This is a genomic window from Chitinophaga agri (assembly GCF_010093065.1).
GTDB lineage: Bacteria > Bacteroidota > Bacteroidia > Chitinophagales > Chitinophagaceae > Chitinophaga > Chitinophaga agri.
In genome coordinates this window covers 2,713,990-2,728,181 of sequence record NZ_CP048113.1, presented here as the reverse complement: position 1 = coordinate 2,728,181, position 14,192 = coordinate 2,713,990, and the positions used below count along the sequence as shown (strand labels likewise).

The 14,192-nt window shown below is 46.6% G+C and carries 9 protein-coding genes; 8 read left to right on the top strand and 1 reads right to left on the bottom strand.

The window, feature by feature from the left end; genetic code table 11:
* Window positions 1–10: 10 nt before the first annotated feature.
* The gene (locus GWR21_RS10585) at window positions 11–1,123 is read right to left on the bottom strand and encodes a glycoside hydrolase family 130 protein (RefSeq protein ID WP_162331715.1); all 1,113 of its coding nucleotides are present in this window, start codon (window positions 1,121–1,123) and stop codon (window positions 11–13) included.
* A gap of 234 nt (window positions 1,124–1,357) precedes the next feature.
* Between GWR21_RS10585 and GWR21_RS10580 the strand changes: the two genes are divergently transcribed.
* The 8 genes from GWR21_RS10580 to GWR21_RS10545 all read left to right on the top strand — a co-directional run bounded on the left by GWR21_RS10580 (window position 1,358) and on the right by GWR21_RS10545 (window position 14,149).
* A complete protein-coding gene (locus GWR21_RS10580) occupies window positions 1,358–1,924 on the top strand; it encodes an RNA polymerase sigma factor (RefSeq protein ID WP_162331714.1) in 567 nt (188 codons plus the stop codon).
* 90 nt (window positions 1,925–2,014) lie between these two features.
* Window positions 2,015–3,196 (top strand): FecR family protein, encoded by a 1,182-nt coding sequence (locus GWR21_RS10575; RefSeq protein WP_162331713.1) that lies wholly within the window; start codon window positions 2,015–2,017, stop codon window positions 3,194–3,196.
* A 250-nt stretch (window positions 3,197–3,446) separates the two neighbouring features.
* The gene (locus GWR21_RS10570) at window positions 3,447–7,061 is read left to right on the top strand and encodes a SusC/RagA family TonB-linked outer membrane protein (protein ID WP_162331712.1); all 3,615 of its coding nucleotides are present in this window, start codon (window positions 3,447–3,449) and stop codon (window positions 7,059–7,061) included.
* A gap of 18 nt (window positions 7,062–7,079) precedes the next feature.
* Complete coding sequence (locus tag GWR21_RS10565) at window positions 7,080–8,504, top strand: RagB/SusD family nutrient uptake outer membrane protein (protein ID WP_162331711.1); 1,425 nt, start codon at window positions 7,080–7,082, stop codon at window positions 8,502–8,504.
* 29 nt (window positions 8,505–8,533) lie between these two features.
* Entirely contained in the window at window positions 8,534–10,969 is a 2,436-nt protein-coding gene (locus GWR21_RS10560; RefSeq protein WP_162331710.1) for a zinc-dependent metalloprotease, read from the top strand.
* Between the two features lie 196 nt (window positions 10,970–11,165).
* Entirely contained in the window at window positions 11,166–12,266 is a 1,101-nt protein-coding gene (locus GWR21_RS10555; protein ID WP_162331709.1) for a DUF695 domain-containing protein, read from the top strand.
* 124 nt (window positions 12,267–12,390) lie between these two features.
* Entirely contained in the window at window positions 12,391–12,963 is a 573-nt protein-coding gene (locus GWR21_RS10550) for an RNA polymerase sigma factor (RefSeq protein ID WP_162331708.1), read from the top strand.
* Window positions 12,964–13,126: 163 nt separating this feature from the next.
* Window positions 13,127–14,149 carry a FecR family protein gene (locus GWR21_RS10545; protein WP_162331707.1) on the top strand — a complete coding sequence of 341 codons (1,023 nt, stop codon included), beginning with the start codon at window positions 13,127–13,129 and terminating at the stop codon, window positions 14,147–14,149.
* Window positions 14,150–14,192 lie beyond the last annotated feature (43 nt).

The following is a 14,192-nucleotide window of genomic DNA, read 5'->3' as shown; positions in this document are numbered from 1 at the left end:
ATATGCAAGGCTATTTACCTGCCGGGTCGTAGACAGCTACTGCTACTCTTGAATCGGCACAGCCGTAATACAGGAGGTATTTGTGCTGGAAATAGACCAGCCCCTCTATAAATACTGTTCCCGCAGGATATTGTCCGCTTTTTTCAAACGATTCCACCGGTACCATAAACGGTTTATCCAGTCTGGTGATCAGTCTGGAAGGATCTGTTGCACTGAACAACATCTGACCAGCGCAATAGGAATTGGCAGTATAGCTGGTATCGCTGTCTGCACCGGAACGGTTCTTACCATTATACAGCAGCACAATGCCTTTGTCAGTTAGTATAGCCGGAGGGCCGCATTCCGTCAGGTGACTATCAAAATAACCTTTCCGTGGAGAAGCCAGCTCTTTCAACTTACCTTGTTCATCTACCACGGGGACCCAGTCAACGAGATTATCTGACGTAGCTGCATACACATGATTTTCACCCCAGTACATCCAGTATTTACCATTGTGTGGCACGATCTGCAGCCGGCCATTCTTTAAAGTGGTCAGCACGGATGCTGATTTGGAGGCGATGTTATGAAAACGGCCATTATAGGCGTCCTGGAAAACAGGACCATGCTTCTTCCAGTGTTTCAGGTCTTTGGACGTGGCAGCTGCCAGCCGCGGCACTTTTTTATTCCATTGGGTATATAGCATCAGATAGGTGCCATCTTCTGTAACTGCCACACGAGGATCTTCACATCCACCAGTCCATTCAAATTCCCGCTGTTCATCATTATCCGGAAACAATACCGGTTTACCCAGACGTTTCATGCTGGTGCCATTACTGCTTTCTGCCAGTCCGATACGGGAGGTACGATGTCCGATCCCGATGCCTGACCGATCTTCTGCACGGTACATGACATAGACCCGGTTGTCTTTGACAGCGGCAGCCGGATTGAAAGTGTCGTTGCTTTCCCAGTCCACCGGCTCCTGCCGTAACGGGTCGTAAAAGCGGGTAGTGGAATCGGGTGCTATGACGGGATTCACGCCCGGAGGCCTTACGAAAGGACCGATCGCCCAGTCGGGTAGCTTTTGGGCGGAAGCGGACAGGCTGATGAATAGCAGGGCTGATACAAGGAGACGTGGGCTTTTCATAATCAATTAGGAATTACGGCTTCAAATGTCAGTCTGTAATTTAACAGACTGTTCTATTTAAAGATCTGGGTAAGCATATTAAACCTCCATCAAAATAATCAAAATTCACAAATAAGGAACCTATTGTACTGGCGGAAGCTTTATGGTCTGGTAAGACTTAACCATTCCCCATTCCTGATTACTTCTTTCTTCCTGCTATAATTTCCTGCTAAAAACCATTACTTTTATGCGGTCATGGCTCCTCCTATAGATAATGAAATTTTATTATTCAGGCAGATTGGGGAAGGAAATGAGATTGCGTTCCGTAAGGTTTACTACCATTATTACAGGCAATTATATGGTTTCGTGCTCAAGACTGTAAAGTCTGATCCTGTCGCAGAAGAAATTGTACAGGAGACGTTTGCCCGTTTGTGGGAAAATCGTGAGACCCTTGGTGAGAAAGGTTACTCAGCCCCCTGGCTGTTCCGTGTGGCTGCCAACCTGGGGTACGATTATATCAGGAAAGCCGCTAATGAAGCAAAATTCTTCCACTTATTATCCGCCACCCCCGGAGAGCCCTCCTCCAATAATGTAACAGACTATATAGAAGGTGTACAAAGTAATCACCTGCTGCATGAGGCGATTGACCGTTTACCCCCTCAGCGCCGTACCATTTTCCAGTTATCCCGCCTGAAAGGACTCAGCCATCAGGAAATTTCCCAATATTTGAATATTTCTGAAAATACCGTGAAAAACCAGCTGGTAACAGCTTTAAAGGCAGTCAGGCAGTTCATGAATGACGCCACCCGCATCTTTTTTTAATTTTTTTTAATGTTGAGTAGTCCCTCTGTTTCCTTCAAACGTTATTACAATTAAAGGGGGCTTATACTTCTTTTCAACCACAACCAAAATATGCCTGAAAATATACGCGAAGAGCGGATCATATATCTTATTAATCAGTACTATGCCGGTACTGCCAGTCCTGCAGAAGCCAGCGAACTCAGAACGTTCCTGCTGGAAGGGGCTGACAGGGAGCTGATAGTCGCACATATGGAGCAGCTGGCAGCAGTAGCGCCTGAAGCGACGCACATCAGTGATGAGCGGCTGGATACGGTGTTTGCATCCATTGCAGGAGGCCATACCCGCCAAATGCCTGTACGTCGGTACTTCTATGGAGTGGCCGCTGCGGTGCTTGCACTCGTGATAGCAGGTAGCATCTATTTTTTCCGGGGAAGCAATGCGCCTGTGAAATCTGGCACGGTAGCCACCGTCACTACCAGGGAGATCGCTCCGGGACACGATGGTGCTATCCTCACACTGGCCGGCGGACAACAGGTGGTACTGGATAACCAGGGGGATGGCGCGATCGGTGGGAGTGCCGGTGAAGGCATCAGTAAGAAAGGAGGGGAGCTGATAGTGGATGGGCAAAACAGTAGTAACAACGCACTGAATACGCTCACCACACCCCGCGGCAGGCAGTTTGCCCTCACATTGCCCGATGGCAGTAAGGTGTGGCTGAATGCAGCATCAGCAATTAAATTTCCTGCCGCTTTCCGGCAGGGAGAACGTGTCGTGTATCTCTCCGGAGAAGGCTATTTCGAAATTGCCAGACAAGCCGACGCAAAAGGAAACAGAATACCGTTCAGGGTTGTGGTCAACCAGCAAAGCACTATCGAAGTGCTGGGAACTCACTTTAATATTAATGCTTATGAAGATGAACAAAGTATCAGAACTACCTTACTAGAGGGGGCGGTGAAAATCAGCACAGCTTCACACACCGTTACACTTCAGCCGGGACAGCAGGCTGCCATTACCACTGATCGTATTGACGTAGAGAAACACGCAGACCTTGACCAGGCAGTGTCCTGGAAGAACGGACTGTTTATCTTCAACGGAAGGGCCGGTCTGCCGGAAGTGATGCGCCAGTTGTCAAGATGGTATGATGTACAGGTGGTCTTTGCGGGCAAAGTGCCGGACATCGCATTTACAGGGGAAATGCAAAGAAATTTAAGTCTGCAGCAGGTAACTAAAGGCCTGGCTGCCATGGGGGTCAATTTTAAAATCGAGGGACAAAAGATTACTATCTATCCTTAAACATGATGACCTGGCTTAAATAAAAACCGGAAGTGTTCCAGCACTTCCGGGGAAAGCCTCCGGTCTACATAATTAAACAACAAGTAGGTCCTATACTGCTTATTTGTCATTATCAACCAGAAACCGTTACAAAAGTATGTTTTTTTATGCTTTATGTAACCGGAACGGGCATGCCATGCCTGCCGCCAAACGGCGAACTTTCCGGTTATCACCACAAACAGTGAAGACAGTGAAACTGAATGTTCTTTTCATGTTCGCATTTCTAATGCAGGTAAGTGCCACGAGCTGGTCACAGGTCATCAGCTATTCCGGCAATAACGTTCCGCTATCAACGATCTTTGGTGTAGTCAAACAGCAAACAGGCTATGTCGTACTCTACAATCCTGACGTCGTAAAGAAAACGGCACCGGTAACGGTGAGTGCACACAACATGCCGCTGAATGAATTCCTTGACAGGATACTCACTCAGCGCGCGCTCGGTTATTCTCTCGAAGACAAAACTATTTTCATTACCAAACGTGCTGTTACCAACGCTCCTGCGAAGGAGAATACAGTAGCAGACATTCCGGAAGTGATCCTTCCTGCTATTAGTGGTTTCGTAAGAGACGACAAGGGACAGCTGCTGCCGGGTGTATCCGTAAAGGTAAAAGGCGCGGTGTTCGGTACTACTTCCAATGGTTCCGGCTTCTATAAGCTGAGCAGTGTGCATGATGATGCGGTGCTGTTGTTTACGTCTATTGGTTATGAGTCTGTGACCGTACCTGTGGGGATCTGCTGTAAAAAGATGGCTGTAAAGAACGTCGAGTCTACACTGAATGAGGATGGTAGTCTGATGTTAAACGTCACTTTAAAGCTGGCGGTAAAATCACTGAGTGAAATTGCGATCACTAACACCGGTTACCAGGAAATATCTAAAGAGCAAGCGACCGGTGCATACACAACTGTAGAAAGGAAAGACCTGGAAGCACAGATCAATCCCGACCTGGGCGCTGCGCTGGAAGGAAAGGCTGCTGGCCTGAGCCTGTATAGAGGGGAGCCTACCCTGAGAGGTCTCAGTACTTTTTCCAACTCTGTAGGGACCTATCCGCTGATCGTACTGGACGGTTTGCTGACAGAGAATACACTGGATATGATCAATCCTTATGACGTCGAATCAGTCACTATACTGAAAGACGCCGCTGCTGCATCTATCTATGGTGCAAGAGCCGCGAACGGTGTGATCGTCGTAAATACCAAGAAAGCCAAAAGGGGTCAATATAATATTTCTGTAAATGCAGACTACTTCATTACAGAACGTCCTGATCTGAGCAAAATGCATTACGCTACTTCTGCACAGATGGTGGATTATGAGAAGGATATTTATGCAGCTGAACTGCGTCGGTATACCAATGCTCAACAGCTGTTTAATGCCTATGGTAGTGTAGGTGGTAATACCATTAAATACTTTTCTCCACTGTATAACCTGTACAGAAAGGAAAGCCTCGGTCAGATCAGCGCGCATGACAGGGATGCCGCCATCGAAGATTTAAAGAACTATGATTACTATCAGCAGTTCCACGACAATGTGTGGCAGAATCAGGCGAGAAAGCGTTTCAATATTGCATTAAGCACAGGTTCAGAGAAGAGTAATACTTATTTCTCTATCAACTATGATGGCAACAACCAGCTTATTCGTAATAACACGGATGAGAACCTGAATGTATACCTGAAGTCCACTTTCTCTCCACGTCCGTGGTTTAATGCTACGTTTGGTGCGAATGGTGCATATTCCAAGATCGTGAGCTCTGAGAATACTTATACCAACTACACCACACAGCCCCGCTATACCCGCATCGTCGATGAAAATGGCAATAGTGTAACGCAGGAGTACGCCAACTTCAAAGATGGCTTCAGTTCTTCTGATGCAGTGAACGGTACTGTTATCGACCAGCTGGTGGGTAACACCCAGTTCAAGTCTTTCGATTTTAATCTGCTCAACGAACTGAATAATAGCAGAAGCAAAGAGCAGCAACTGCGATTGCGTACGTTTGCGGATGTGAATGCGACGCTGCTCGCAGGACTGAAGTATAGTCTGAAGTTCCAGTATGAAACTTCTAAAGGAGAGTCGTATAATTTCGCTGATAAGGATGATTACAGAATGCGTTATCTCTATAATGCAATGACCACCTACAATACGACTACAAATATATACACACACGAAATCCCTTATAACGGTCGTCTCTACCAGTTAAATAAACAGGCAGAAAACTTTACATTCAGACAACAGCTGGATTTTGATCGCTCCTTTACTATTGATGGCAGGCAGCATGACCTGGCAGCTATTGCTGGTTTTGAGTTGAGACAATCCCGCGCCCCTGTGAATGTAGGTGACCTGAGATATGGGTATGATCCGGTGACGCTGACTTCAGTTCAGACAGACTGGTACCGTTTGAACCAATCGGGGATTAACAGTTATCTGTTTGGCAATACTACACTGGGTTACCAACCAGGTGCTAATAAGACGGAAATGCGTCACCGCTTTGTGTCTTATTATGGTAATATCGCTTATACCTACCAGACACGTTATAACCTGACAGCCAGTGCAAGGGTAGACAAAACGGATCTTTTTGGTACTGATCCTAAATACAGGAACCGTCCTTTATGGTCAATTGGTGCAGGATGGAACGCTACCAACGAAGCATTCCTGAAAGATGTAAGCTGGCTGGATTTTCTGAAAGTACGTGCTACCTATGGTGTGAATGGTAACGTAGACCAGACTTCATCTCCTTATCTTACTGCGAGATTAAGAAGTGATAACCTGTTTACCGAACTGCAATACGTAGATATCCTGGGAATGCCTAATCCGAAATTGCGTTGGGAGAAAACAGAGACGGTTAACTTTGGTGCGGACTTCGCTATACTGAATAACCTGTTCAGAGGTAGCATAGACTATTACCGCAAATATAGTTCTGACCTGATCGCATTATCAGATCTTGATCCAACTGTAGGCGCGTCCTCTATCAGTATCAACAATGGTGCGATGAGTAACCGCGGTATAGAGTTAAACCTGTCTTCACAATGGATCAATAAGAAAGATTTTGGCGCGCTGTCCTCATTTGTGATCGCTTTCAATAAGAACCGCATAGAAGAGGTAAATAACAGTACTACTTCGGGTTACTCTTATATCTCATCTCCGACAAACTATTACTACGCCAATACGCCCTTTAACTCCGTATATGCATACCGATACGCTGGTATGATCAATGGATATCCTTACATACTGGATGAAAAAGGTGAGCCGAACGTGACTTTTGATGCCAATGGTAATCCCACTAATGTAAGACAGGTCAACAGCCCTTTGGCTAATGTAAGAGTCGGTACACTGATACCTAAGTTTAACGGGTCCTTCCGTCAGAGCTTCCGCTACAAAGGTGCGGAGATCGGTGCAATGCTCGCTTTCTATGGTGGTCATCAGATGAGAAGAGATGCGATGGACTTCTCCGGTACTTCCCAGCAGAACCGTCAGCTGGCTGACCGTTATACAGATGCGAATCCGAACGGTAATCCAAGGCTGGAACTTGACTACCCTGATGCACTGAAGAGCTATGCGGCTACACTTTCAAGCTACTGGCGCTATTCTGATGTGCAGGTGGTAAGCGCCACTTCTGTGAAGCTGCGTAACCTTTACCTTTCTTACACCCTGCCACAACAGCTGTGTAAGCGGCTGTATGCTAAAAATGTGAAATTCACTGCCCAGGCTAACAACCTCTGGATGTGGAGCAAGGCCGGTGATGATATGGACCCTGAGACAATGAGTCTTAACAGTGGTACCAGAAACCTGCCAACGCAGCGTTCATTCCTTTTTGGTGCAGCCGTTACTTTCTAATTTTAAAATCGTTAACGTATGAAATCAGGTATTCACTTTATATATATATTGCTTGTTGCAGGTTTATTGTCGTGCAATAAGTATCTCGACATCGTACCGAAAGGTCAGCAGGTAGTAGAAACAACGCAGGACTTTTACAACATGGTCAGCCTTCCTAACAGAGGGTATCCTATCAATAACTTCCAGTATCTCGTGGATGACCAGTGGATGAAAGAGTCCAATGTGATAGGTGTACTGAAGAGTATGGACATCATCAACTTCACTTTCGATACAACTGAGAACCGCGTCAACAGACTGCCGTCGTCTTCTCTTTACAACCAGGCTTATAAGTACATCAACAGATGGAACATGATCATTACGCTGGTGGACGAAAGTAAAGGAGATGAGAACATGAAGAAGCTGGCAAAGGCAGAGGCCAGGGTACATCGCGCTTTTGACCACTTTGTATTATTGAATACTTTCGGTCGTCCTTATGTGCCGGAAACGGCATCGACAGACGGAGGTATCTGTATTATGGATAAATATGACCTGGAAGCACAGCCAAAGAAATCTACTGTAGCAGAAGTATATGCTTTCATCGAGAAAGACCTGGATGAGTCCATTCCTTATCTGCAGGCGACTCCACTGGATGAATATCATCCTTCTTTGGCATATGCCTGGGCACTGAAAGCAAAAGTGCATCTGTTCAAACGTGAATGGGACAAATGTATAGCGGCTGCACAGCAATCTATGTCGTTTAACAATAAGATATTCGACCTGGTGAATTATGCGGCTACCGGTGGCATTACCAATCCTATTACAGCAGGTAATAACCCGGAGGTACTCAATTATGTTTACATGACTGGCCGTAATGAAATGAATATCGCGTACGTGAACATTATCAGCCCCGAACTGAGAAACCTGTTTGGTGCAACTGATACGCGATTCAATCTTTTCTTCAATACCACCAACCGTTCCTTCCTGGATATAGGTTCAAACACCGCTTACTGGAATGTGAAGTTTACCGAATACTTCACAGTTACAGTAGGTATGAGAACGCCGGAAGTACTGCTGATGCTGGCGGAATGTTATGCCCGTCAGAATAATCTGTCTGCGGCAATGGGCCTGATCAATGAGCTGCGTGCCAAACGTATTGTGAACGCTACAGAAGCACACCTGGAAACACCTGCTACCATCAGGGAAACGATGGAGATCATCATCAGTGAAAGAAGAAAGGAACTGTTGTTCGGCTTCAACCGTTTCTGGGACCTACGCAGGCTGAATACAGAACCCGAGTATGCTAAAACGGTCGTGCATAAATTCCCGCTTGTCAATACGACCGTACCGCAGCAGGAGTACAAACTGCCGCCAAATTCGTATATGTACATTATTCCTTTCCCACAGGATGTACTGAAGAAAAATCCTTCACTGACATTGAACACTAACGAAACACTTCCCTGGTAAGGAGAAGCATCTAACATACAAGTTCCAACATGAAGAGAATTACGATGGGGCTGTCATTACTCACCATGGTAATGGCAGTCCATGCCCAGGACAAAAGCAAACCGGCCGGAGATTCTGCTAAAGCCAGCAAGATCATGCCTTATGAGAAGGTCATCACAAAAGATGCTGTGACCCGTCAGGGAATGTTCACTGTACATCTTGTCGATAATAAATATTACTTCGAGATACCTGATTCATTACTGAACAGGGATATCCTGGTAGTGACCCGATTTGTCGGCACACCGGAGCTGTCAGGCGTATACGCTGGTGAAAAGGCCAATGAGCGCACGATCTATTTTGAAAAAGGCCCGGCCAATAAGCTGTTCATGCGTGTGGACCTCTTTTCCGTACGTGTGAAAGACACCACCCAGGCGCTGGCAAAGGCCGTACAGGCTTCTGCTGTAAAGCCGATCGCTGCCGCTTTTGATATCAAAACGACCAGCCCTAACGGGAACATGGTGATCGATGTAACCGACTTCTTCAAAAAAGAGAATGGTGCATTGTCCCTCGATCCTGAAGTAAAGAATGATATGAAGCTCGGTAGCCCTGCTGATGACCGTACATTTATCAGCAGCGTGAAGGCTTATCCGATCAACGTGGAGGTAAAGACCACCCGTACCTACTCTACATCAGGCGTGGCCATACCGGGTGCCGCTTTGTCCGGCTTCGTAACACTGGATCTGAATATTTCTATGGTATTGCTGCCTAAAGAGCCGATGCGCAAGCGTCTGTTCGATGAAAGGGTAGGGTATATGGCAAATAAATTTATCCTCTTTGATGAAGGTGCGCAGGCGACACAGGAGAAATACCTGATCGCGCGTTACCGCCTCGAACCTAAACCGGAAGATGTAGAAAGATATAAACGTGGTGAACTGGTTGAACCGGCAAAACAGATCGTGTACTACATTGATCCGGGTACACCAAAGAAGTGGCGTCCATACCTCATCGCAGGCGTAAATGACTGGCAGCAGGCATTTGAACAGGCGGGCTTTAAAAACGCCATTGTTGCAAAGGAATGGCCGGAAAATGATACGACGATGAGTCTGGAAGATGCCAGATTTTCTGTTATCCGCTACCTGGCCTCTCCTATACCCAATGCATATGGTCCGAGGATCAGTGATCCCCGTAGCGGTGAGATCATTGAAAGCCATGTGGGCTGGTACCATAACGTGATGAAACTGATCCATGACTGGTACATGATCCAGGTGGGTCCGAATGATCCGCGTGCAAGGAAGATGGAGTTTGATGATGAACTGATGGGAGACCTGATCCGTTTTGTGTCCTCACATGAAATAGGGCATACGATCGGTCTGCGTCATAACATGGGCGCCAGCAGCCAGACACCGGTAGAGAAACTGAGAGATAAAGCGTGGGTGGAAGCTAATGGGCATACCGTGTCTATCATGGACTATGCGCGCTTTAACTATGTAGCACAGCCGGAAGATAATATCGGTAAGGCGGGCCTCTATCCGCGTATCGGTGCATATGATAAATGGGCGGTTCAGTGGGGATACAAGCAGCTCTTCAATACTGCTGATGAGTATGAAGACAGCAAGATCCTGAACAAATGGATCGTAGACAGCCTGGCCGCTAATCCACGCCTGTGGTTTGGTGGTGAAGGTAAAGGCGAAGATCCGAGAAGTCAGTCGGAAGATCTCGGAGACAACGTAATGGTGGCCAATGAATATGGTATCCGTAACCTGAAAAGGGTCGTGCCTGAGCTGGTTAAATGGACAGCGGAAGATGGTGACATGGATGCCAATCTGGAACGCATGTATAAAGGCGTGGTCAGACAGTATACCAGGTACCTGTACCATGTGATGAAGTATATCGGCGGACAGTATGTTACCGCCAAGAGCACGGAACAGGCAGGTAATGTGTATGAGCGGATTCCCAGGGCTAAAGTAAAAGAGGCGATCAGCTTTATAGGACGTAACCTCATGGAACCGCCATTGTGGTTGTACGATAAGCATATCACAGCCCGGCTGAAGACAAACGAGATGGACGAGATCGCAACGCTGCAGAATAATATGCTGACCACTATCCTGAATGCCGGCTTCATGTACAACATGATGCAGAAATACGCGGATGGTGAAGAAGCATATACTGTGACAGCGTATCTGAGCGACGTGAAGAAGGCGATGTGGAAAACACCAACGGGCGATGCTGTAAAGGATATCTATTACAGGAATCTGCAGCGTATGTACGTGGAGAAGCTGATAATGGCAGTGAATACAGCGAAGCCTAAAGAAGGCCGACTGTTGAGCAACGTAGAGCGTAGTGATGCACATCTGTACGCAATTACACACCTGCAGCAGCTGAAAGCAGAGCTGATGCTCAGCAATGCGCCGGGCGCCATCAATCAGGCACACAAAGCGGTCATGATCAAAACGATTGACAAAGCCCTGAAGGGCGATGACAAATAATAGTATATAGAGTGATGAATGTAACGCCGGCGCTGGTTCTCCAGCCCGGCTTTCTTCATTGGTGTGAACTTTAATGAGGTACGCATTGTATTTAAGGCATAAGGTACCGGAGGGAAATTATACCACCTGCTGACTGACCGGGAAGTGAACAAAATAAGCGGGATTTATCTCGATATGAGGTATTTTTGTGTTACGTATGAAGCTGATTAAAAAAATTAAAGCGTTATTCAGTACGCCGGAAAAACCGATTAGTAACTATGCGGAGTTCTGGAAGTGGTTCCGGCAGGATGAACAGCGCTTTCATAGAACTATCCAGTCAGGAAAGGATGTCAACAGAGATTTTCTGGAGCCACTGTTTTCTAAACTGAAAGAGCTGAGAGAAGGTGTGTACCTGCTGGCTGGTATGCTGGACGCCAATACTGTGGAAGTGGTGTTCACCGCAGAAGGTAACTTCCGCCATATCTATTTTGTAGAAGAACTGATTGCCGCCGCTCCGCACATGTTGGGCTGGAAATTTACACCTTCAAAACCGCCCACCGCCATCAGTAATTTCAACCTTGAAATGGCCGGGTATACATTTTCCAAAGACAATCTGTCCTTCTATCCGGAAGAACAACCGGATTACCCCGATGAAATTAAGATTATCGTCATCCACCAGGACTTTACCGCGGAGAACAACAGGGATATTACCCTGGGTGTATATAATTACCTGGATAACTATCTTGGGGAGCTGAATTCTATTACTATTATTGACTCACTGGACGTAAAAGGTCCGGACGGGGCTGTACAGGAGCTGATACCGATCGAAAAACTGGAAGGATATCTGAACTGGCGGCAGAAAGAGTTCGTGGAAAAATACGATGCCGTACGCCATAATATGAAAGATGACATGTATGCATCCCTGAACGGAGAACTGGAAGACGGCAGACCGCTGGTGATGATCGTCAATAGTACCCTGCTGGACTGGGACGGGAAAGCATCGCACCCCTGGATCATCGACTTTACAATGGAGTATGAGGGGACACGGACAAACGGTATGCCCGATAAACCGGTGTACCAGCTGATGGATAAGATTGAGGATGAGATGGCAGCACAATTGCCTGATGTGGAGGGGTATTTAAGTATCGGCAGACAAACAGGTGGCAACAAGCGGAAGGTTTATATGGCCTGCAAAGATTTCCGTCTGCCTTGCAAAGTGTTTGATGCAATACAGGATAAATATGGTGAAAATATTAGTATGAACTTAAGTGTTTTCAAGGATAAATACTGGCGTTCTTTTGATAAATTCCGGGTCTGAGAAAATCAGGGATCAGGAACCGGAAGTGCCGCTTTCAATGTCTAATTCCCAATTCCTAATTCCTAATTTCTAATTTTCCCCGTACATTTATACGTCTTGCACTGTAAATTTAAAATTGTACGGTTTGTCAGGTGAACAATTATTATGGGATGCGGTCAGAAATAGTGATGTAAAAGGTCTTGAAGCATTATATAAACAATATAACGCCGCTTTATATAACTATGGAAAGAAATTTACCGGTGACACGCACCTGGTGGAGGACGCTGTGCAGGAAACATTTATCGCCTTATGGAAGTACCGGGAACGCCTGACGGTCAACTCCATGTTCCACCTCTATCTGTTTAAATCATTCCGTAACCATTTATTCCGTCTTCTCAAGGAGCAGCAGCATACCAGTTACCAGGAAGAAGAATTGCCTTTTTCCTTTGAACTGGGGTTTGATGCCCGGTTTATAGAAGGAGAGGACGCCGCTATGCTGTCCCGCCAGATCCAGCAGGCACTTACCCAATTGACGGCCCGTCAGCGGGAGATCATCTGGTTTCGCTTCTTCGAAGGCCGTTCCTTTGAGGAGATCGCTGAAATCATGGATATGCAGGTCAGGGCCACCTACAAATTATCTGCCCGTGCACTGGCTTCTCTGAAGGAAATTATGGGCGGACCCGCTATAGTCCTGTTGTTGTCTTTGTTAAGAGGTTGATATTTAGCCTGATATGTCCATTTAGCCCCCCACTGGATCCTCCTCTTCTTTCTCATTTTCCAGCTATTTCAAAAAAAATTAAAAAAAAATCAAGAAACGTGGGGCACTTTTAGTGTATTTCCTTCTTTTATATACAAACGCTTACCAAAATCGAATCACAAGAATGAAACGCTCCGTTCATTACTATGCCAGCTTTACTGCCATTCAACTGGCTGCAGACCCTTACTTCCTTGAATGGGTAAGGTTTCCTGATGCAGCTGGCAGCAGGTTCTGGGAGAATTTCATGCAGACATATCCGCAAAAGGTGGCTGATGTAGACAGGGCAGCTGCTATTGCACGTAGCATGTATGTCATTGCAGACATGCCTACTACACAACAGCAGGAAGATAGCTGGAAACGCATTTTACAGGCATTGCCACAGGCGCAGCCGGTTAGGCCGCGGCCAACAACGGTACGCTCCGCAACTCGCATCTGGATGGCAGCCGCAGCGGTCATCGCACTGGCGGTAGCGGTATGGATAATATTCCGTCCGGTGAACAATGAAATCAATATTGCATCTGTTTACGGAGAAGTAAAAGATGTATCCCTGCCGGATGGTACCAGGGTGAAACTGAATGGTAATTCCAGCATCCGGTACAGTGAACAGTGGAGCAGCAGCTCCCCCAGGGAAGTGTGGGTGAAAGGAGAAGCCTTCTTTGAGGTAAAGCCTGTCGCCAGCAATGATGCTTCCCAACGATTCCAGGTACATAGCGGCGATCTCGATGTACAGGTATTAGGCACGTCCTTTAATGTGCGCAACCGCAGAGGCATCAGTGATGTCATGCTCACTACCGGGAAGGTGATGGTTGCAGCAGCGGGCGAACAGCAACTGCTGTCCCGTCCCGGCGAACTCGCCACGTATAATAAGAAAGAACTGAAGAAGAAGATAGTGCCGGTCAGCAGCTATACAAGCTGGCAGGAACGGAAGCTGCAACTGGAACAAACCAGTGTGGCTGATCTGTTCGCAAGACTGGAAGACGACTGGGGATATCATATTCAACTGACCGATACCGCTTTACTTAATAAAAAGATCAGTGGCGATATCGATATGAAGGATAAACAGGTTTTAATTAACGCGCTTGCATTGATACTACACGCTGACGTATCACAAATGGGTGACTCAACCATCATAATCACACCCAACTAAGAAGCTAACGAACAGGGGACAAGTTTTTTAATCAAAATCACAA